The following is a 20,261-nucleotide window of genomic DNA, read 5'->3' on the forward strand; positions in this document are numbered from 1 at the left end:
GTGATCCAAAGCCTCTCCGGCGAAGTTCTATGTCTTCAAGGTCGCCACCCTGATCCAACGCTCCCAAGCAATCGGTGATTCCCTGTGCCAGCATCCGCCGCGCGGCTAATCCGGAGGCTGGAATGGCGACGATCAACGGAACGAGTGGAAACGACACCAGGAACGGCACCGCCGGAGCGGATGCCATCCGCGGTCTGGCGGGCAACGACACGCTCAACGGCAAGGCCGGCAACGATCAGGTCTGGGGCGGCACCGGACTCGACAAGCTGTGGGGCGAGGCCGGCAACGACACCCTGTGGGGCGACGATGGCGACGACTTCGCCTATGGCGGCGACGGCAACGACCTGATCCACGGCGGGAACGGGAACGACACGCTTTACGGTGACGCCGGAACCGACACGATCTGGGGCGACGCCGGAAACGACATCCTCAAGGGCGGCACCGGGATCTCGCGTCTCGATGGCGGAACGGGAAACGATAGCCTCTACTATGACCCGACCAGCGACAACATCTCCAATGTCGGCAATTATCTCTCGAGCACCGCATTGAACGGTGGCTCGAACTACGACACGCTCAACATCGTCAACAACGCCAAATATACCGTAGGCGGAGTGACGAGGCCGGCGATGACCGAAGTCATCATCGATGAATACGGCGACGATCACCTCTACTTCGAGGGGCCGAATTGGTCCGATCCCTTCATCAACGTCGGCAGCTTCAAGAACATCGAGAAGATCACCGTCTCCGGTGCCGGCGGATTGGACTTCTTCGGCTCGACTGGCGGCGGAGATGGCGTCAACATCACGGGGACCAGCACCCTGGACTATTTCTCCAGCTCATACGCCATCGATACGATGACCGGCGGCGCTGGCAATGATGTCTTCTATCTCGAGGAAGGCGCCGGGATGGATAGGATCATCAGCGAGACCAACGACGCGGACTCGTTCCATTTCGATGTCCTCGACGGCTCGGCGGCCAACATCACCGGCTTCAATGGCGCTGGCGCCCCGGGCGGCGACAGGATCTACATCGACAACATCGATGGGCTGGGCATCGACAATCCACGGCAGCATCTGACGATCACCACCTCCGGCGGGACCTCGACGCTCCACTTCGACGACAGGGTGGAGGTCAGGGTCGACAAGGTCGGTCTGGTCGAAAACGTCGACTACTTCTTCGTCCTATAGGTCCAGACGCCGGTCACAGCGCCAGCTTCATTCCCTCGTGGCTGGCGACGAAGCCAAGCTGCTCATAGAACCGCTTGGCGTCGGACCGGCTCTTGTCCGTCGTCAATTGAACCACTCCGCAGCCGCGACTCCGGCACTCGGCGATGGCCCACTCCAACATCGTCCGGCCCATGCCGCCACCGCAATACCCGGCGGCGATCCGCACGCTTTCAACCTGCCCGCGCAGCATTCCCAGGCGCGAGAGACCGGGGATGAAGGTGATCTGAAGACATCCGATCACCTGTCCCCCGCGCTCCACCACCGTCAGCATCTGGTTGGGATCGCGGTCGATCGCTTCGAACGCCGCAGCGTAGCCGGGGTTCAAAGGGCTGCCGGTGTCTTCCCGCGACTTGCCAAGATGGTCGTCGGCGAGAAGAGCCACGATCACCGGCACGTCGGCCAGGGTGGCGCGTCGGAACTGGATATCGCTCATTCCCGAGCCATACCACAACCGGACATACGACGCACCACCCAACCCCCGACCGGTTTACGCCTCGCCAGCGCCCATCACCTTGTCGATCGTGATCGGCAGGTGGCGGATGCGGCGGCCGGTCGCGTGGAACACCGCGTTGGCGATGGCCGCCGCCGTACCGACGATGCCGATCTCACCCAATCCCTTGACGCCAATCGGGCTCGCCTTGTCGTCGTGCTCGTCCACGAAGATCACGTCGATCTCGCGGATGTCGGCATTCGCCGGGATGTGATACTCGGCGATGTTGTGGTTCATGAAGCGGCCGATCTCCTTGTCCATCAGGCTCTCCTCATGGAGCGCCATGCCGACGCCGAACACGACGCCGCCCAGGATCTGGCTGCGCGCCGTCTTCGGGTTCAGGATCCTGCCGGCGGCCACCGCGTCGACGATCCGGGTGACGCGGATCACGCCCAGATCCTCATCGATCCGGACCTCGGCGAAGACCGCCGAATGGGTGTAGCCGGAATACTTCTCCTTGGTCTTCGGATCGGGCGCCGTGGTCTCCTCGGCCGAGATCTCCGCCTCCCCGCTGGCCGCCAGCGCGTCGGTCAGCGTCACGAAGCGGGAGGGGTCGCCTTCCACCGCGATCCGGCCATTCTCGAACACGACGCGGTCGATGCCGAAGTTGGCGAGCGGCGAGCCTTCCATCTTGCGGGCGTGGTTGAACAGCGTCTCGCGGACGGTGTGGCACGCCGCCTGGACGGCGGTGCCGGCCGACGCCGCGGCCCAGGATCCCCCTTCGACCGGGGACTTGGGCAGCGTCGAGTCGCCGATCTTGACCGTCACGGACTCGATCGGAACGCCCAGCGCGTCGGCCGCCAGCTGAGCCATGATGGTGTAGGTGCCGGTGCCGATGTCGGCGGTCGCGGTCGCCACCTCCAGCGTGCCGTCGGTCTTGAGGACCGCCCGCGCGCTGGTCTCCATCATCTGCGCTTCCCAGGCGCCGGTCGCCATGCCCCAACCGATCAGCTCGCGGCCCTCGCGCATGGAGCGGGGCTCCGGGTTGCGCTTCGACCAGCCGAACCGCTCGGCACCCTGGGCGTAGCAGGCGCGCAACTCCTTGCTGCTGAACGGCTTGCCTTCGTTCTCGTCCTTCTCGGCGTAATTCTTGAGCCGGAGTTCGAGCGGGTCGACGCCGGTCGCGTAGGCCAGCTCGTCCATCGCGGCTTCCAGCGCGTAGACGCCCAGCGTGGCGCCAGGAGCCCGCATGTCGCCGGGAGTGTAGGTGTTCAGCTTGGCTAGTTCATAGGTCAGCTTGGCGTTCGGGCAGTCGTAGATCAGGCCCGACCAGTTGACCACGACCTCCTGATAATCCTCGAAGGTCGAGGTGCCGGCCACGGCGTCGTGCTTGATCGCCTGGAGCTTGCCGTCTTTGGAGGCGCCGAGAGCCAGTGTCTGGATGGTATCGGGGCGGTGGGTGAAGGTGAACATCTGGTCGCGCGTCAGCACCACGCGGACCGACCGCTTCAGCTCCATCGCCGCCATCACGGCCAGGAACAGCTGGTACTGCGGCCGCAGCCCCGATCCGAACGCGCCGCCGACGAAGGGCGAGATCACCCGGACGTCGTCCTTCTTCAGCCCGAAGATGCCGGTCACGTAGTTCTGGGAGTTCTGGACGCCCTGGGTCTTGTCGTAGACCGTCAGCTTGCCGTCCTCGCCCCAGACCACGGTGGTGGCGTGCGGCTCCATCGGGTTGTGGTGCTCGACCGCGACCCGGTACTCGTTCTCGAACCGAACCGGCGCCTTGTCGTAGGCGCCCTCGGCGTCGCCGCGCGGCGGCGGCGGCGGGGAAATGCCGCTGCGCTTCTCCTTGGGCTCGTAGGAGGAACCGCGCTCGGCCTCCAGATCGGTCTTGTGCGGCCGACGCTCGTAGTCGATCTCGACCAGCGTCGCGGCGTGACGCGCCAATTCGAAGGTCTCGGCCACCACCAAGCCGATCGGCTGGCCGCTATAGGCGATCTGGTCGTCGCCCAGCGGACGCATCGGCGAGCCCGGAGGAGCGGTCTGGTCCTGGTACTTCTTGTCGTCCGACGCGATCTTGGGCCGGTTCTGGTAGGTGAAGACCTTGATCACGCCGGGAATGGCTTCCGCGGCCGACGAGTCGATCCGGATGATCCGCCCATGGGTGATCGCCGCCGAGATCACATACCCATAGGTCAGGCCCGGCGCCGGAAACTCGCCCGCGTATTTGGCTCCGCCGGTCACCTTGAGACGGCCGTCGATCCGGCGCTGCGCGGTGCCGACATAGCGGCCACCCTTGGGGCGGCTGAAGTCTTGGATATTGCTGGTCATGGCGTCTCGCCTCACTGGATTCGCTTGTCGGTCTGGGTCTGCGGAGTTCCGGCCGCCGCCTGGGACAGCGCCCGGACGATGGCGCGCCGCGCCAGATCGATCTTGAAGTCGTTGTGGCCGAAGCCCTTGGCGTCGCGCAGGATGTGGTCGGCGGCCTTCTTGAAGACGGCCTCCTCCGGCCGCTGGCCGCGCAGCGCGTCCTCCGCCGAGGTGTCGCGCCACGGCTTGTGGGCGACGCCGCCCAGCGCGATCCGGGCTTCCTTGATGGTGCCGCCCTCGAGCCGCAGCGCCGCCGCGACCGAAACCAGCGCGAAGGCGTAGGACAGCCGGTCACGCAGCTTCAGATAGCTGTAGTTGGTCGAGAAATCCTCGTTCGGCAGCTCGACCGCGACGATCAGCTCACGCTCGCCCAAATTGGTGTCGCGCTCCGGCTGGTCGCCCGGCAGGCGGTGGAAATCGGCGAAGGGGATGACGCGCTCGCCGTCGGGACCAGCCACGTGGACCTTGGCGCCCAGCGCCGCCAGCCCGACGCACATGTCGGACGGATGGGTCGCGATGCACTTATCGCTGGTGCCCAGGATCGCGTTGATCCGGTTGACACCCTTGATCGCGGAACAGCCGCTGCCCGGCTCGCGCTTGTTGCACGGCGTCGCAGTGTCGTAGAAGTACAGGCAGCGCGTGCGCTGGAGCAGGTTGCCGCCGGTCGACGCCATGTTGCGCAGCTGCGGCGAGGCGCCGGCCAGGAGCGCGTCGGCCAGCAGCGGATAGCGCTTGGAGACCTGGGCGTCATAGGCCAGATCGGCGTTCGGGACGAGCGCGCCGACGCGCAGCCCGCCGCCGTCCGCCTTCTCGATCCGGTCGAGCGGCAGGCGGGTGATGTCGATCAGCCGGGTCGGCCGCTCGACATTGTACTTCATCAGGTCGACAAGGTTGGTGCCGCCTGCGATGAAGCGCGCGGAGGGATCGGCCCCGACCTCGCGGACGGCCTCGGCGATATCGGAGGGGCGGGCGTAGGAGAACCGATTCATTCCGCAGCCTCCTTCAAACGGGTGTCACCCTGGTTGACGACTTGCTCGACGGCGGTGACGATGTTGACGTAGCAGCCGCAGCGACAGAGATTGCCGCTCATCAGTTCCCGGATCTCGTCGGCCGAATGCGCCCTACCCTCCTTCATCAGGCCGACGGCGGAACAGATCTGCCCGGGCGTACAGTAGCCGCATTGGAAGGCGTCGTGCTCGATGAAGGCGTCCTGCATCGGGTGCAGCTCGCCGCCCTTGGACAGGCCCTCGATCGTGGTGACGCTGGCGCCGTCCTTCATGACCGCCAGGGTCAGGCAGGAATTGACGCGGCGGTCGTCGACCAACACGGTGCAGGCGCCGCACTGGCCATGATCGCAGCCCTTCTTGGTGCCGGTCAGGTCCAGCGTGTCGCGCAATAGATCCAGGAGGCTGGTCCAGGGCTCGACGGTCAAACGCCGGACCTCGCCGTTGATCGTCAAGGTGATTGGAATGGAGTTCAAGGCGAACCTCCTGTAAAAAACCGGTTGATCTGAAAGGATATGAACGGCGCGCCATTGGTGGCGCGCGTCGTTCGCTCGCACGTTAACCTTTCGCCCCTCCTTTGGGTTCCCACCCTTGCCGATCGATTGCCCGGATTCGCTGGCGACAGGGCAACCTGATTGGCATAACGGTGTTCTCCCGAGCGGCATCGGGCCATCCAGACGTTGATTCCCCATCCTTAGAATCCCAGGAGCCGGCAGACCCCCTGATGCGGACGAATGTGCTTCACGCCGCGACACGCAAGGAGCGGTCGCTGGACCAGATGCTGGCGAGCCAGGCGCTGTCGCGGGTTACCGGCGCCGCGGCGGTTCCGGGCAACGCGATCCGCTTGCTGAGGAACGGCGACGAGAACTATCCGGCGTGGCTGGAGGCGATCCGGTCGGCCGAGGTCTCGATCCAGTTCGAGAACTACATCATCTATGACGACGCGACCGGCCGGACCTTCGTCGACCTGCTGGCGGAGCGCGCGCGGGACGGCGTCCGCATCCACTTCCTGTACGACTGGCTGGGCTGCTTCCGGAAGACGTCACGCGCCATGCTGCGGACGCTGACCCAGGCCGGCGTCCAGATCCGCGCCTTCAACCCGCCAGGCTTCGAGAGCCCGCTCGGCTGGCTGAGCCGCAACCACCGCAAGACGCTGATGGTCGACGGCAGGATCGGCTTCGTCTCCGGCCTGTGCGTCGGCGATGTCTGGGTCGGCGACCCGGTGGCCAAGCGGAAGCCCTGGCGCGACACCGGAGTCGCGATCGAGGGGCCGGTCCTGCGCGACCTGGAATCGGCGTTCCGCCATAGCTGGAACGCGGCAGGCCCGGCCCTGGACAAGCTGGAGGCGTCCCATCCGCGCCGGGCGCGGGAGCCGACGGGCGACGTCTCGATCCGGCTGATCGAGGGCCAGCCCTCCGAGATGGGCGTCTACCGGCTGGACCTGCTGATCGCCGCCGGGGTGCAGGACCGGCTGTGGCTGACCGACGCCTATTTCGTCGGGACCACCGCCTATATCCAGGCGCTGGGCGAGGCGGCGCGCGATGGCGTCGACGTGCGCCTGCTGGTGCCCGGCATCAGCGACATCCCGATCACCCAGGCGCTGTCGCGCGCCAGCTATCGCCCGCTGCTGGAGGCCGGCGTCCGGATCTTCGAGTGGAACGGCCCGATGCTGCACGCCAAGACGGCGGTGGCCGACGGTCACTGGGCGCGGGTCGGCTCGACCAACCTCAACATCGCCAGCTGGATCGGCAACTGGGAGTTGGACATCGCGATCGAGGACGGCGCCTTCGCCGAGGCGATGGAGGCGATGTATCTCGAGGACCTGAACCAGGCGACCGAGGTCGTGCTCGACGTCAAGCACCGGCCGCAATCGGTGACGCCGCGCAGCCCGCGCGCCCGGCGCGAGAAGAAGCCGAGCACGGCGCGGGTCGCGGCGGGCAGCCTCGGCATCGGCAACACGGTCGGCGCCGCGCTGACCAATCGCCGCGCGGTCGGCCGCGCCGAGGCGGGCGTGCTGGCCGGCGCCGGGGGCATCCTGCTGGCGCTGGCGATCCTGGCGGCCTTCTTCCCACGCCTGATCGCCATCCCGATCATGCTGGTGGCCCTGCTGGTCGGCGGCGGGTTGCTGGCGCGCGCCTGGAAGCTGCGGCATCCTTGACGCCAAAGGGCTTGATGCCAAACGGGGAGACTTGGATGATCAACGAGAAACCGGCTTTCGACCCGGCCGCCGCCGGGTGGGAGCGCTTGCCCGACGCCGGCTTCCTGGATTTGGTAGGGCCACTGTGGCGCCACCGGGACGAGGCCGGAGCCGTCTATGGCTTTCTGGCGGAACCGAAGCACGCCAATCTGATCAATGTCGTCCAGGGCGGCATGCTGATGACCTTCGCCGATCGGACGCTGGGGATCACCGCCTGGGAGGCGGCGGACAATCAAGTCTGCGTCACGATCCAGTTCGACATGCAGTTCATCGGAGCCGCCGACATCGGCGATTTCGTCGAGATCCGGCCCGAGGTCATCCGCAAGACACGGACGCTGGTCTTCCTGCGCGGGACGATCCTGGACGGCGACCGTGTGGTCGCGGCGGCCAGCGGGGTGTGGAAGATCCTCGATCGTAAGTGAACGGGCCGATGGCGTTTCGCCTTGAGCTTTCGCCCGACTGGCGCGATCATCATGCCAGTCGCCGTATCAGGTCCGCCAGAGCCGCCTCCAAATGAAGTCCATTGAACCAATCCCGCGGCGCAAGCTCTACCAGGAGGTGCTCGACCGCCTGCTGGCCCGCATCTCCAGCGGCGAGTACGCGGTCGGCGACCAGTTGCCGTCCGAGCGCCAGCTGATGGAGATGTACAAGGTCGGCCGTCCCGCCATCCGGGAGGCCATGCAGACCCTGTCCCACATGGGTCTGGTGTCGATCACCCATGGCGAGCGGGCCCGGGTCACGCCGATCACAGCCGCCCGGGTGATCGAGCAGGTCGGCGAGACCGCCAAGCACTTCATCGCCACGGCGCCCGAGAACCTGGAGCACCTGAAGGACGCCCGCGTCTTCTTCGAAGTCGGCATGGTCCGGCTGGCGGCCCAGAAGGCGACCGAGGAGGACATCAACCGGCTGGCCCGCCGTTTGGAGGACCACCGGGAGAGCCTGTCCGATCTGGCGAACTTCCTGCCCTGCGACATGGCGTTCCACCGCGAGATCGCGATGATCTCCGGCAACCCGATCTATGTCGCGGTCAGCCAGTCGATGTTCGCGTGGCTGGCGGTCTATCACGTCAAGCTTCTGCGGGCGCCCGGCGCCGAGCAGATCACGATCCAGGAACACGAACGCATCTTCGACGCCATCGCCACCCGCGATCCCGACGAGGCGGACGCCGCCATGTCCGACCACTTGAAGCGGGCCAGCCAATTGTATCGACAGTTCGAGAGTTGATGCCAAGACCATAAGGCCGCGCGACAGCGGCCGCAAGGGCCAGATGGGCCACAAGGGGGAGGGAAGCACGCCATGACCTGCGTCACGTTGTACGGGACCGGGATACCCCCAGCCACGCCCCGCGTCCTGCGGGCCGGCGCCTTGAGCGCCGAGTTGGAGGATGGCGCGTTGCGCGCGATCCGCTGGCACGGGATCGAGATCCTGCGCGGCGTCAACTATCTGGTCCGCGACCCCGGCTGGGGCACGCTGCCGGCGTCGTTGTCCAACCTGTTCATCGAGGAGAGCGACGAGGCCTTCGCGGTCTCGTTCGAGGCCACCGTGGGTGACGGCTATCAATACGATGCCGAGATCCAGGGGAGCGCCGACGGGCGGCTGAGCTTCGAGGTGACCGGGATGGCCTCGGCCAACCTGGAGACCTGCCGGACTGGCTTCGTGGTGCTGCATCCGATCGAGGGCGTGGCGGGCGAGCCGGTCGAGGTCGGGCACGCCGATGGCGGCCGGGAGGAGACGCGGTTCCCCCGGCTGATCAGCCCCGCCCAGCCGATCCTGTCGATCGAAAGCCTGACCCATCGGCCGGTGCCGGGCGTCACGGCGGTCTGCCGGTTCGAGGGTGACGTCTTCGAGATGGAGGACCAGCGGAACTGGACCGACGCCTCGTACAAGACCTATGTCCGCCCGCTGTCGCTGCCGACGCCCTACACCATCCAAGCTGGCACCCGGCTGACCCAGGCGGTCCGGCTGGAGGTGACCGGGCAACCCACGGCCCCCGCGCAAGTCCGGGATGGCATCGGTGTCACGGTCGGCCCGGCGCTGGACCTTGTGATGCCGCCGGTGGGCGCCGGGATTGATCCACTGTGCCTGCCCAAGCGGGCGGAGCCGGGGCTGGGCCTGCTGGTCGGGCGGCTGGCGGGGGCGCGGGGTGACGTCGAGACCCTGCGGGCCTATGGCGATCTGGCGCGGCGGGCCGGGGCGGAGCTGTTCCTGGAACTGCCGCTGGCTTGCGATCGCCCGCTGGACGCGGAGTTGGGGGAGATCGCCGGACGGATCGACGCGGCGGGGGTGAGCGTCGCCGGGGTGACGGTGGCGCCAGCCGCCTACCTGAAGAGCTATCAGCCTTCCGGACCCTGGCCCGAGGTGCCGGGCTTCCGCGAGGTCTACCGGGCGGCCCGCAAGGCGTTTCCGGGCGTTGCGATCGGCGGCGGCGTGCATGCCTTCTTCACCGAGTTGAACCGGGCGCGGCCGCCGGTGGACGAGGTCGATTACGTCAGCTTCACCACCTCGCCGATCGTCCACGCGGCGGACGAGCGGTCGATCTGGGAATCGCTGGAGTCGCTGCCGTTCGTGATGGAGACGGCGCGGTCGTTCTGCGGCGGCAAGCCGATCCGGGTCGGTCCCTCCGCGATTGGGATGCGCGACAATCCCTATGGCGTGGCGCCGGTCGAGAACCCGGATAATCGCCGAGTCGCCATGGCCCGGCGCGATCCGCGCCAGCGCGGGACGTTCGGCGCAGCGTGGTACCTGGGCTATGCGGCGGCCCTGGCATACGAGGGGGCGGCGTCGGTGGCGCTGGGCGCGCTGGAGGGTGATTTCGGCTTCGTGGGCACGCCGAGCCAGCGGGTGATCGTGGCCCTGGCGGAGGCGAAGGGCGCGCCGTTGCTGAAGGTCGAGGTCTCGGGAGGCAAGTCGGTGGCGGCGCTGGCCTGGAGGACGCCGGCCGGGCCGGTGCTGTGGCTGGCGAATGGATCGCCCGCCGCGGTGCGGGTCGACGTGGTCGGCCATGGCGCGGTCGAGGTGCCGGCTGGCGGGGTCGAGGGCGTGGCGCTGTCCACCCCCTAATTCCCAGTTGTCGGCCCTCGGACGACTGGTATGCTGACCGCATAAGCAAACCAAGCGGCACAAGCCGCGGCAGGGAGGAAACACCGATGAAACTCACGCGTCGGCAATTCACGATCGGCACCCTCATCGCGGCCGGTACCGCCGGCATGCCCGTCTTCGCCAAGGCGCAGGGCAAGAAGACGATCGCCGTGCTGTTCGACGGCCTGTATTCGCCGTTCTGGGTCGCGGGGCTGGACGCCCTCAAGCAGGACCTGACCAAGCGCGGATACGAGATGGTCCAGGCGATCTCGGACAAGGACGACAATCGCCAGTTCGAACAGGTCCGCGCCATGCTGGCGCGCAAGGTCGATGGCATCATCATCGTCCAGACCGACAGCAACGCGGTCATCCCGGCGATCAAGGCGGCCAACGACGCCAAGGTGCCGATGGTCCACTTCAACCGCCCGCCGGCCAAGACCGACGCCTTCTCGGTCGCGGTGGTCGCGGACAACCGCAAGATCACCAACGCCACGGTCGAGCACATGGTCAAGGTCGCCCGCGAGCAGGGCGGCAAGTACAAGGCCGCGATCCTGATCGGCAACCTGGGCGACCCCAACGCGATCGGCCGGCGCGACGGCTTCTTCGACGTGGTGGATAAGAATAAAGACATCATCGACGTCGTCGCCCGCATCCCGACGGAGTGGAACGCCGACGTGGCCTTCGCCGGCCTGACCAACGCGTTCCAAGCGAACCCCGACATCAATTTCCTCTTCACATCGTCCGACTTCCTGTTCCCGCAGATCGTACAGGTGATGAAGACCAGGAACAAGTTCCATCAGATAGGACAAAAAGACCACGTCATCTTCGGCGGGTTCGATGGCGACGCCACGGCGTATGAGCTGCTGAAGGACAAGTACCTGGACGCCGACGGCGTGCAGGACCTGTTCAAGGAAGCCGAGCTGGCGGTCAACGCGATCGTCGACCTGCAAGGCGGCAAGACGGTGGAGCGGGTGCTGCTGGATCCCGGTTTCGCGATCCACCAAGCCAACATGGCGGAGGTCCGCGACCGCATGTGGGGCTATAGCATCTACAAGCAGAAGAACGGCTGAGCGGCGGCCGGGCTGGGAACGCGGCACCGATGATCGCGACATCCATCGCCGGCGAGGCGCGGCCGTCCGGGCCGCGCCGCTTGCTGCGGCACCTGCTGTTCTCCGAATACCTGGTGCTCTATCTCAGCCTCGCCTATTTCCTGGCGGTGCTGCCGTTCGTGCCCCAGATGGCCTCGGCGGAGGTGATGCGGAACATCCTGTCCGACATGCTGCCGCTGCTGGTGGTGGCGATCGGCCAGACCTTCGTGCTGATCGTCGCCGGCATCGACCTGTCGGTGACCTCGATCATCGCGATGGCGAGCGTCGTCGGGGCCAGCGTCATGACGGGCGACGGCGGCTATCTGGCGGACTCGGCGCTGGCGGTGCCGGGCGCCATGATCGCCATGGTGCTGGTCGGGTTGGCGATCGGCGCCTTCAACGGCTTCTGCGTCAACCGGCTGGGCATGCCGCCCTTCATCGTGACGCTGACGACGATGATGTTCTTCTCCGGCGCCGCGATCTGGTTCACCACCTTCCACACCGAGACCAGCAGCATCGCCAACCTGCCCCACGGGTTCGTCGTGTTGGGACAGGGCAATCTGGGCGGCGTGCCGCACGCCTTGTGGGTGGTGGCCGCCGTCGGGATCGCCGCGCATCTGGTGCTGGCGCGCAGCGTGCTGGGCCGGCGGCTCTACGCCTGCGGCCAGAACCGGAGGGCGGCGGCCGTGTCGGGCGTGCCGGTCGGCCGGGTGATCGCGGCGGCGTTCCTAATCTCGGGAGCCTGCGCCGCCGTGGCGTCGATCCTGTACACCGGGCGGCTGCAAACCGGGACGCCGATCCTGGGCCAGACGATCCTGCTGGACATCATCGGCGCCGTGGTGATCGGCGGCACCAGCCTGTTCGGGGGCAAGGGCAAGGTGCTGTGGACGGTGTTCGGCGTGCTGTTCCTGGTGCTGATCGACACCAGCCTGAAGATGCTGGGTCTGTCGCTGTTCTCGGTCTTCGCGATCAAGGGCTGCGTGATCCTGCTGGCCGCCGTGATCGACGCCGTCCGCACCCGGTACGCCGCCCGGTTCTAGTTTCGGGGTTTTAACATCCCGGTCCCGAGTTTTAGGAGGCTTCGATCATGGCCTTGCTCGATTGCGAGAACCTGCGCAAGAGCTTCTTCGGCGTCGAGGTGCTGCATGGCGTCTCGTTCTCGCTGGACCGCGGCCGGGTGCTGGGGCTGGTGGGGGAGAACGGCTCCGGCAAGTCCACCACCATGAACATCCTGGGCGGCGTGCTGCGGCGCGACGGCGGGCGGATCCGGCTGGACGGGGCCGATTACGAGCCGCGCGGGCCGAAGGACGCGCTGGCGCGCGGCATCGCCTTCATCCACCAGGAACTGAACCTGTTCGAGAACCTGTCGATCGAGGAGAACCTGTTCATCACCGGTTTCCCCCGGCTGGGCGCCGCGATCCCGTTCATCAACCGGGGCCGGATGCGCCGCCGGGCGCGCGAGCTGCTGGAGCAGGTCGACATCCGCCACCCGCCCGGAACGCCGGTCGGCCAGTTGAGCCAGGGCGAGCGGCAGTTGGTCGAGATCGCCAAGGCGCTGAGCGTGGACGCCCGCGTGATCATCTTCGACGAGCCGACGACCTCGCTGACGAGGCGGGAGGCCGACCGCCTGTTCGGCATCATCGAGCGGCTGCGCGGCCGCGGCATCGCGATGATCTATATCAGCCACGTGCTGGGCGACGTGACGCGGATCTGCGACGACATCACCGTGCTGCGTGATGGCGCGGTGGTCGGTGGCGGCCCCGTGGCCCAGATGCCGACCGAGCGGATGATCTCGCTGATGGTCGGGCGGACGCTGGACCAGCTGTTCCCCGAGCGGACCGCGACCCCGACCGACACGCCGGTGCTGGAGGTGCGGGGCGTCAGCCAGCCGGGCGTCGTCCACGAGATCGACTTCACCTTGCACGCCGGCGAGGTGCTGGGGATCGCCGGGCTGATGGGGGCCGGCCGCAGCGAGTTGGCCCGCATCCTGTTCGGCCTGGACAGTTTCAAGACCGGCACCATCGCGGTCGATGGCGTCGCGATCGAGGCGCCGAGCCCCAGCGTCTGCATGGATCGCGGCATGGCTTTCCTGACGGAGGACCGGCGTGGCGAGGGGCTGATGATGCACGCCACCATCGCCGACAACATCGCGCTGGCCTCGCTGGACGAGTACGCCTCGCCGTGGACCCGGTTCGTCGAGCGGACCCGGCTGGGCGACGAGGTCGGGCGGATCGGCCAGAAGGTCCGGATGCGCGCGGCGGACCCGATGGCGACCCTGGTGCGGCACCTGAGCGGCGGCAACCAGCAGAAGGTGGTGCTGGCCAAGTGGCTGCTGCGCGAGCCCAAGGTCTTCATCCTGGACGAGCCGACCCGCGGCATCGATGTCGGCGCCAAGTTCGAGATCTACAAGATCATCGACACGCTGGTGGCCGACGGCGCCGGGGTGCTGATGATCTCGTCGGAGATGGAGGAGCTGATCGGCCTGTGCGACCGCATCCTGGTGATGAACCACGGCGAGATCCAGGCCGAGTTCCGGCGCGGCGATTTCGACAGCGGGCGCATCCTGGAGGCCGCCATGAGACGGCGGGGAACCGAGGCCGCCGCGGCGCCGGCCGCCGCGATGAGGGAAGCTGTTTGATGAACGCCACACGCCTTCGTCTGGTCCTGCTGCGGAACGCGCCGGTGGCGCTGTTCATCGTGGTTCTGGCGGTGTTCGGCAGCCTGTCGGACAGGTTCCTGGACGCCCAGAACTTCACCAACATCCTGATCCAGGCGTCGCACATCGCGATCCTGGGCATCGGCATGACCTTCGTGCTGTTGACCGCCGGGATCGACCTGTCGGTCGGCGCCGTGATGTACCTGTCGGTGGCGCTGCTGGGGATATACCTGGCCGACGTGCCGCCCTTGCTGGCGGTGCCGGCCATGATGGCGGCGGGGGCGCTGTTCGGTCTGGTCAACGCCTTCTTCATCGTGCGGCTGCGAGTGGCGGCCTTCATCGTGACCTTGGCGACGCTGTTCATCGGCCGCGGGCTGGCGCTATGGGTGACGGAAACCCGCATGGTCTTCTACAAGGACCACATCCTGTCGCTGGCGCGGGCGGAATGGCTGGGCGTGCCCTGGGCGATCTGGGTCTTCGCGATCGTCTTCGCGGCGGCGTGGCTGGTGCTGAACCACACCCCGTTCGGCCGCCAAGTCTACGCCGTGGGCGAGAACCCGGACGCCGCCGCCAAGGCCGGCATCAACGTGCCGCTGGTGCTGACAGCCGTCTACGCGGTGTCGGGAGCCTGCGCCGGCATCGCGGGCTTCGTGTCGATCACCCAGGTGGGAGCCGCCGCCTCGTCCTTCGCCATGGAGAAGGAGTTCGCCGCCGTCGCCGCCGCCGTGCTGGGCGGCGTCAGCCTGTTCGGCGGGCGGGGCGGCGTGGCGGGCACCGTGTTCGGCGCGGTGCTGATCCAGACCGTGCAGAACGGCTTGGTCATCGTCAACGCCGACCCGTACATCTATCCGCTGGTGACCAGTTCGATCATCTTCCTGGCGGTCTTCGTGGACAGCCAGCGGTCCCGGATCCTGGAACGGCTGGGCCGCCGCCGCATCCGCATCGAGGAGAGACCCGTATGACATTCCCTTCCCCCTCCGGTTCTCCCGCCGCCTCCCCCGCCTATGGGCCGCGCACCGGCAAACTGCGCGGGACCCTGGTGGGCTGCGGCTTCTTCGCCGAGAACCACCTGAACGCCTGGACCGCCATGCGGGAGACCCCGCTGGAGGGTGTCGAGCTGGTGGCGGTGTGCGACCGCGACCTTGGCAAGGCGGAGGCCGCCGCGCGCCGGTTCGGCATCCCCCATTTCTATGGCGACGCCGAGACGATGCTGGCCGAGCAACGGCCCGACTTCGTCGACATCGCGACCACCCTGCCCTCCCACAGGGCGCTGGTCGAGCTGGCCGCCCGGCAGGGCGTGCCGGCGATCTGCCAGAAGCCCTTCGCCGCCAGCCTGGAGGACGCCGAGGCCATGGTGCGGGCCTGCGCCGACGCCGGTGTCCAGCTGATGGTGCATGAGAACTTCCGCTGGCAGCACCCGCTGCTGGAGGTCAAGCGGGCGCTGGACGAGGGCTGGGTCGGCAAGCCCTTCTTCGGCCGGGTCCAGTTCCGCCATGGCTTCGACATCATCGCCAACCAGCCCTATCTGGCGGAGGACGAGCGCTACATCATCATGGATGTGGGCCTGCACCTGCTGGACGTGGCGCGCTTCCTGTTCGGCGAGGCCGGGCGGCTGTACTGCCGGACCGCCCGGGTGGACCCGCGCGTGCGGGGGGAGGACACCGCGACGATGCTGGTGGACTTCGCCAGCGGTGTCACCGGGGTGGTCGACCTGTCCACCGCGACCAAGACGGAGCCGGAGCCCTTCCCCGAATGCCTGATCAGGATCGAGGGCACGGAGGGGACGATCGAGCTTGACCAGGGCTATCGGCTGGTGCTGAGCCGGACCGGCCACCGGGAAGTGCGGCCGGTCGACGCCGAGTTGCTGCCGTGGGCGAGCCGGCCCTGGCATGTGGTGCAGGACAGCGTGCTGGCGATCCAGCGCCATTGGGTCGACTGCCTGCGCGAGGGCCGCGAGCCGGACACCTCGGGGGCGGATAACCTGCGGACGCTGGAGTTGACGTTCGGGGCGTATGCGTCGGCGGAGACAGGTCAGGCGGTGGTGTTCGGGTGAGGCTGGGGGGTGGGGTATGGCCGCGAATGTCATCATTTGACATCATCAACGGGGGGCTAGGTGTTGTGGAGTGAACCCCTGGGCTGAGACACGGAAATTGATGACAGGCAGTTGGCGAGCGCTGATACATCCGGCGGCTTACGGGGTCGGGAACGATGGCGTCATCATTGATCCACGTCGTCCGGGATGCCGTCGCCTTCTTCATCGATTTACGTCAAGGCCACGCGTGATGATATGGCAACGCTTTCATTGATCGCGCGCGTTGAATTGCCGCCCGTCGTCGCTCCCTCGCTCGTGGTCGTCCACCCTTCGTGCGCCGCCTTTGGTTCCCCATTTCGGCGCCTCCGTCTCAGTCTCCCCTTTTCTTCGTGACCGGACTTGATCCGGTCACCCACCACGAAGGCCAAAAATCCCCCACACGCCTACTCCCGCCCCTCCCCGTCAGCCGCCGCAACCCCGGATCAGCGGATGCCAACCACCGTTCGATTTTATCAGGATGAAGAGGATTTACAGGATGGACACAGATCCCGCGAAGCCCCTGCCCCCTGGAAGCGCCACCGGGGTCATTGTGACCGGCTGAAAAACGTCGAAAAGGTCATTGAACGTCACTATCCCGTGCTTCCGGGCACCGAAGAGGATGACCCGAACACCACCGCCGGGTGGGCCAGCTTCGTTCGATATGCACTTGTCAAAGAACCAGCCCCGCTGGGACGCGTAAAGTGGTAACACGTTGGCTCCCGGAATACAATCCTAGTGCGGAATGCGCCACTCACTTACTCCGACACCTTCGCCTCCTTAGCACTTTTCCAGGTACCTTTAAAAACACCTTGAAGCGTGCTAACTGTAGCCTCGGCATTGGTAGGAGGACACGCACATGGCAAGCCGGATCCTGACGGAGATGACCGCGAGCGTCTCCGAATTGAAGAGAAATCCCATGGGCACGGTGGCGGCTGGCGAAGGGTCCCCGGTGGCGATCCTCAATCGCAATGAGCCGGCATTCTACTGTGTTCCAGCCAAGGCGTTCGAAGCCATGATGGAACGCCTGGAAGATTTTGAGCTCAATGCAATCGCGGAAGCTCGCAGGGGTCAGCCCGTTATAAAAGTCACGCTTGATGATCTTTGAGCTTGCCTTCCTTGACGAAGCCTTAAAGGAGTGGCGCAATCTGGACAATGGCACCAGAGAGCAGTTCAAGAAGAAGCTGGCCGAGCGCTTGGAACACCCTCGCGTTCCTTCAGCCAAACTCTCAGGCCACAATGATCGTTACAAGATCAAGCTACGAAGTGTGGGCTACAGGCTGGTATATGAGGTCCACGACGGTCAGTTAGTCGTCGTCGTCATTGCTGTTGGGAAGCGTGACCGTAGCGAGGTTTACAAGGCTGCGGCGAATCGATAGATGATGGATGACATAACGGCTGCTGATGCGCTGACTCTCCGATGTCAAATGCCGTTGCTCTCTACCCGCCAATCTGCGGGATACGGAACAAAGTGGATGGAGATTAGCCGTGCGACAATCTACTGTGCCTTCGTTCCTCTAGAAGGCCGCACATTGGACTTAAAATCATTCTGCCCCTTTTACTTACTGAACCTAACACCTGATTTACGCTGAGACGATATAGGACGAAACCCTTTGTCATAAGTTAATTGAAACCATACAGTATCTAAGTTTTCAGCCCTTTTCTCGTGTTAAGATCTTAATTTCGATTGATGATATTTCGTTGATATGCTACCAATTAATGGTGAAGTCAGTATTGACATAGGAATAACCATGACGTTATGGCAGGTTTGGAATTTTGCACACATGAGCATGTCAAAAGGTCTTAAAGCAGTCCCAATTTATTTTACACGGATTTTTCTAAAAGCTGCCTGCGGGATGCTTATTAGCGTAATTCTTGGGAATGGAATTCTGCTATACCATTGCATGAACAATAGTATTCCTTTCATCGATGCATTTAGATCAATCGGCCCATACATGAGCTTTATTGCAGCACTTTTCGTTGGTTTGTTAATAATTCTTTCTGCTTGCATTTCTGCCCCTACAGTTTTTGTTCAAATCAGTGATCGTGATGCATATTTGAGTTATTTGGGCCAGCAATTAATATTTTCTAATTTCTGGCTTCGAAAGATAGAGATGTATATACGAATGTCTGGAGCTAGCCTTCTTTTTTATACATTCTCTATGATATTCTTCTTTTATGAACTTGATTTTCCAGCGTTTGGGCGCAATATTTTCTTTTTGATATTTATGATTTTAACAATTTTTATAATATCGACACTTGGCAGGTTTACTTGGTGTATCTACCATAATTATCGAGTATCCGATGTAAGCAGCGAAATTCGTCCCAAAATGGATTTCCTTCATACATTTTATTTTCATAATTTTATGTCAATTTTTTGGTTTTTACTAGTAGGATTGTTAGCTTTGAGAGCTCTCGCTCACCACTACCCTGATGTTGATGAACAGTCAGCTATAATATTATTAGGATTAACATCAATCATTATAATTTTTATCCATTTCCTGATGGAACCGACAGGTGCAAAAAAACCACTCCCACTATGGCTTCCTCCTGTTTTGTTTACCATGACATTGTTGTTTGTATTTCCTGGGTTCGGCCAATTTAGTACATCTGCTCTGCGTGCGTATAACGCTGGAGGAGGACTTCCTATCTTAATTACATTCGATAAACAGAAGCAGGTTCCTTGCTCCCTTAATGATTTAACTACTCAGGAAGCTGCATCATGCTATGTTACTGGTTTCTATAGTTCGTTTTCAATTTATCCGCTGAAGCTATTGACAAGTGATCACGTATATGTTGGAAAACCAATTATCGAAGATGGGTATTCTCCAAAACTCAATGATACGGTATTTGAGAAAATGGGCAAAAAGCCGGAAGTTTTGACTATTGTCATCAACAGAGATTCAATAAACGGAATAATTTTCCTCAAGCCTGAAAAAGTGTCGAGAAAAATAGATTAGGAACAACCTCTTATTACAATAGGGCCGATAATTTCCCGACATTGATCTTCAATCTAGATCGTATTGCTTTCAAAAAAGATACGGAAAGTTCCAGAGTTGATTTTCAGCATGCTATCTGTAGATAATATTGAGATAACTATGAGTGTCATTTTGCCAACCTCACTCATGACGATACTCACACTGATAATTTAATGATCTATTGCAAGCCTATTCAGATGAATGCTTCTATTTATAATGGTTTTCCAACTGCAGCGCATTCGGATTCACCCATTGTCTCAACTCGCCCGTCAATCCTTTTACAAACAACAGCTTTACCTCTTACGGCGCCCGGATCATTTCTGACTGTATCAGCACCCCAAATGGCCTTACTGGCTTCTCGAGTTCCAGTACGAACATTACCTTCATCCTTGAGGAATCCGGTCAAAACGCGATACTTTATAAACGTGTTTGCAGCATCCACTATTTCAATGCGCGCGCCGCGAAAGCCGACAATTCGATCGGTAGATACCTCAAACGTAAGGTCCTGAGTAAACGCAGGTCGTGCCATATCATTTGAGAATTCCCGATAACTCAGGAAAATCGTTTTACCTGATCTCCCTGTGTATACCAGATGCTCCTGTAGCGATTTAGGTCGAACACCAGTCACAACTGTCTCAAACGATAGAAGCGATGGCGCTATTCTCATGTTTGGTTCACCAGCAAGCGATACGACGCCATCTTTTTCTTCTAGACAATGGGCGTTACAGTAAATTTTGGTAGTTGGCGTATCTGACACGTGAAGGAATTTGGTACCGGCAGGAATCTGCCGGGCTGGATTGAGGTAAGAAAAATCTACGGGCGAAATCAATACGATTGCATCTACAGTTTCCTCCAGCTCTTCATATATGATAGTTTCTCCTACTTCTCTTTGTGATAACTCATTGATTTTTGGCTTAGTGACAAGCTCAATACGCTTTGCTGCAAGGGTATGCTGTACTGCGAGAGCGGATACAGCATCTGGCTGAGACTTCACGCATGCAGTAATGCAGATTGTACTTATTAAGGTGATGTAAGTGATTTTTTTCATTTTGCTCAATCCACTTAGTTGTTTTAAAGGTATTTTTTGATTTTAGTATGCCCGAAGGTCGCATATCACAGATCTACAACTAGAATAATCAGATCCTACGGTCGATATCACCCCG

General features: G+C 62.9%; 18 protein-coding genes. 13 read left to right on the forward strand and 5 right to left on the reverse strand.

Annotated elements, in window-relative coordinates:
* The first annotated feature begins 122 nt into the window (after positions 1-122).
* Positions 123-1,187: a calcium-binding protein gene (locus N825_RS36305; protein ID WP_051511736.1), complete on the forward strand. Its 1,065-nt coding sequence runs from the start codon at positions 123-125 to the stop codon at positions 1,185-1,187.
* Between the two features lie 13 nt (positions 1,188-1,200).
* On the opposite strand, the gene N825_RS08540 is transcribed toward N825_RS36305, so the two are convergent.
* Genes N825_RS08540 through N825_RS08555 form a run of 4 tightly spaced genes read right to left on the reverse strand, consistent with a single transcriptional unit; the run spans position 1,201 to position 5,509 of the window.
* Positions 1,201-1,659, reverse strand: coding sequence for a GNAT family N-acetyltransferase (locus N825_RS08540; RefSeq protein WP_037449767.1), 459 nt, complete (start codon positions 1,657-1,659; stop codon positions 1,201-1,203).
* A 54-nt stretch (positions 1,660-1,713) separates the two neighbouring features.
* Positions 1,714-3,990, reverse strand: coding sequence for a xanthine dehydrogenase family protein molybdopterin-binding subunit (locus N825_RS08545; RefSeq protein ID WP_051511737.1), 2,277 nt, complete (start codon positions 3,988-3,990; stop codon positions 1,714-1,716).
* 11 nt (positions 3,991-4,001) lie between these two features.
* Positions 4,002-5,018: an FAD binding domain-containing protein gene (locus tag N825_RS08550; protein ID WP_037449771.1), complete on the reverse strand. Its 1,017-nt coding sequence runs from the start codon at positions 5,016-5,018 to the stop codon at positions 4,002-4,004.
* On the reverse strand, positions 5,015-5,509 hold the full coding sequence (locus tag N825_RS08555; RefSeq protein ID WP_037449774.1) for a (2Fe-2S)-binding protein: 495 nt from the start codon (positions 5,507-5,509) through the stop codon (positions 5,015-5,017). The genes N825_RS08550 and N825_RS08555 overlap by 4 nt, the downstream gene beginning before the upstream one ends.
* 248 nt (positions 5,510-5,757) lie before the next feature.
* Between N825_RS08555 and N825_RS08560 the strand changes: the two genes are divergently transcribed.
* The 12 genes from N825_RS08560 to N825_RS38740 all read left to right on the forward strand — a co-directional run bounded on the left by N825_RS08560 (position 5,758) and on the right by N825_RS38740 (position 19,080).
* Complete coding sequence (locus N825_RS08560) at positions 5,758-7,191, forward strand: phospholipase D-like domain-containing protein (RefSeq protein WP_051511738.1); 1,434 nt, start codon at positions 5,758-5,760, stop codon at positions 7,189-7,191.
* A 35-nt stretch (positions 7,192-7,226) separates the two neighbouring features.
* A complete protein-coding gene (locus tag N825_RS08565) occupies positions 7,227-7,652 on the forward strand; it encodes a PaaI family thioesterase (protein WP_037449777.1) in 426 nt (141 codons plus the stop codon).
* Positions 7,653-7,743: 91 nt separating this feature from the next.
* A complete protein-coding gene (locus tag N825_RS08570; protein WP_037449779.1) occupies positions 7,744-8,454 on the forward strand; it encodes a transcriptional regulator NanR in 711 nt (236 codons plus the stop codon).
* Positions 8,455-8,526: 72 nt separating this feature from the next.
* Positions 8,527-10,290 (forward strand): D-apionate lactonase family protein, encoded by a 1,764-nt coding sequence (locus N825_RS08575; RefSeq protein WP_051511739.1) that lies wholly within the window; start codon positions 8,527-8,529, stop codon positions 10,288-10,290.
* An 86-nt stretch (positions 10,291-10,376) separates the two neighbouring features.
* Positions 10,377-11,378 (forward strand): sugar ABC transporter substrate-binding protein, encoded by a 1,002-nt coding sequence (locus N825_RS08580; protein WP_051511740.1) that lies wholly within the window; start codon positions 10,377-10,379, stop codon positions 11,376-11,378.
* A gap of 29 nt (positions 11,379-11,407) precedes the next feature.
* Positions 11,408-12,436: an ABC transporter permease gene (locus tag N825_RS08585; protein WP_051511741.1), complete on the forward strand. Its 1,029-nt coding sequence runs from the start codon at positions 11,408-11,410 to the stop codon at positions 12,434-12,436.
* Between the two features lie 47 nt (positions 12,437-12,483).
* Positions 12,484-14,034: a sugar ABC transporter ATP-binding protein gene (locus N825_RS08590; RefSeq protein ID WP_051511742.1), complete on the forward strand. Its 1,551-nt coding sequence runs from the start codon at positions 12,484-12,486 to the stop codon at positions 14,032-14,034.
* Positions 14,034-15,014 (forward strand): ABC transporter permease, encoded by a 981-nt coding sequence (locus N825_RS08595; RefSeq protein ID WP_051511743.1) that lies wholly within the window; start codon positions 14,034-14,036, stop codon positions 15,012-15,014. The genes N825_RS08590 and N825_RS08595 overlap by 1 nt, the downstream gene beginning before the upstream one ends.
* Entirely contained in the window at positions 15,011-16,105 is a 1,095-nt protein-coding gene (locus tag N825_RS08600) for a Gfo/Idh/MocA family protein (protein WP_084164555.1), read from the forward strand. The genes N825_RS08595 and N825_RS08600 overlap by 4 nt, the downstream gene beginning before the upstream one ends.
* A gap of 874 nt (positions 16,106-16,979) precedes the next feature.
* On the forward strand, positions 16,980-17,228 hold the full coding sequence (locus N825_RS08605) for a type II toxin-antitoxin system Phd/YefM family antitoxin (RefSeq protein ID WP_037449782.1): 249 nt from the start codon (positions 16,980-16,982) through the stop codon (positions 17,226-17,228).
* Entirely contained in the window at positions 17,218-17,499 is a 282-nt protein-coding gene (locus N825_RS08610; protein WP_037449784.1) for a type II toxin-antitoxin system RelE family toxin, read from the forward strand. The genes N825_RS08605 and N825_RS08610 overlap by 11 nt, the downstream gene beginning before the upstream one ends.
* A gap of 372 nt (positions 17,500-17,871) precedes the next feature.
* Entirely contained in the window at positions 17,872-19,080 is a 1,209-nt protein-coding gene (locus N825_RS38740) for a hypothetical protein (RefSeq protein ID WP_157619057.1), read from the forward strand.
* A 229-nt stretch (positions 19,081-19,309) separates the two neighbouring features.
* On the opposite strand, the gene N825_RS38745 is transcribed toward N825_RS38740, so the two are convergent.
* Positions 19,310-20,146 (reverse strand): hypothetical protein, encoded by an 837-nt coding sequence (locus N825_RS38745; RefSeq protein ID WP_157619058.1) that lies wholly within the window; start codon positions 20,144-20,146, stop codon positions 19,310-19,312.
* Positions 20,147-20,261: the final 115 nt, after the last annotated feature.

The sequence above is a fragment of the Skermanella stibiiresistens SB22 genome (assembly GCF_000576635.1).
Classification (GTDB): domain Bacteria; phylum Pseudomonadota; class Alphaproteobacteria; order Azospirillales; family Azospirillaceae; genus Skermanella; species Skermanella stibiiresistens.

Bases quoted from the DNA above. Each gene is read 5' to 3' on its own strand.
- N825_RS08605 (WP_037449782.1), top strand. From the start codon at position 16,980: ATGGCAAGCCGGATCCTGACGGAGATGACCGCGAGCGTCTCCGAATTG.
- N825_RS08580 (WP_051511740.1), top strand. From the start codon at position 10,377: ATGAAACTCACGCGTCGGCAATTCACGATCGGCACCCTCATCGCGGCC.
- N825_RS08595 (WP_051511743.1), top strand. From the start codon at position 14,034: ATGAACGCCACACGCCTTCGTCTGGTCCTGCTGCGGAACGCGCCGGTG.
- N825_RS08570 (WP_037449779.1), top strand. From the start codon at position 7,744: ATGAAGTCCATTGAACCAATCCCGCGGCGCAAGCTCTACCAGGAGGTG.
- N825_RS36305 (WP_051511736.1), top strand. From the start codon at position 123: ATGGCGACGATCAACGGAACGAGTGGAAACGACACCAGGAACGGCACC.
- N825_RS08590 (WP_051511742.1), top strand. From the start codon at position 12,484: ATGGCCTTGCTCGATTGCGAGAACCTGCGCAAGAGCTTCTTCGGCGTC.
- N825_RS08600 (WP_084164555.1), top strand. From the start codon at position 15,011: ATGACATTCCCTTCCCCCTCCGGTTCTCCCGCCGCCTCCCCCGCCTAT.
- N825_RS38745 (WP_157619058.1), bottom strand. From the start codon at position 20,146: ATGAAAAAAATCACTTACATCACCTTAATAAGTACAATCTGCATTACT.
- N825_RS08540 (WP_037449767.1), bottom strand. From the start codon at position 1,659: ATGAGCGATATCCAGTTCCGACGCGCCACCCTGGCCGACGTGCCGGTG.
- N825_RS08585 (WP_051511741.1), top strand. From the start codon at position 11,408: ATGATCGCGACATCCATCGCCGGCGAGGCGCGGCCGTCCGGGCCGCGC.
- N825_RS08560 (WP_051511738.1), top strand. From the start codon at position 5,758: ATGCGGACGAATGTGCTTCACGCCGCGACACGCAAGGAGCGGTCGCTG.
- N825_RS08545 (WP_051511737.1), bottom strand. From the start codon at position 3,990: ATGACCAGCAATATCCAAGACTTCAGCCGCCCCAAGGGTGGCCGCTAT.
- N825_RS08565 (WP_037449777.1), top strand. From the start codon at position 7,227: ATGATCAACGAGAAACCGGCTTTCGACCCGGCCGCCGCCGGGTGGGAG.
- N825_RS08575 (WP_051511739.1), top strand. From the start codon at position 8,527: ATGACCTGCGTCACGTTGTACGGGACCGGGATACCCCCAGCCACGCCC.
- N825_RS38740 (WP_157619057.1), top strand. From the start codon at position 17,872: ATGACGTTATGGCAGGTTTGGAATTTTGCACACATGAGCATGTCAAAA.
- N825_RS08550 (WP_037449771.1), bottom strand. From the start codon at position 5,018: ATGAATCGGTTCTCCTACGCCCGCCCCTCCGATATCGCCGAGGCCGTC.
- N825_RS08610 (WP_037449784.1), top strand. From the start codon at position 17,218: ATGATCTTTGAGCTTGCCTTCCTTGACGAAGCCTTAAAGGAGTGGCGC.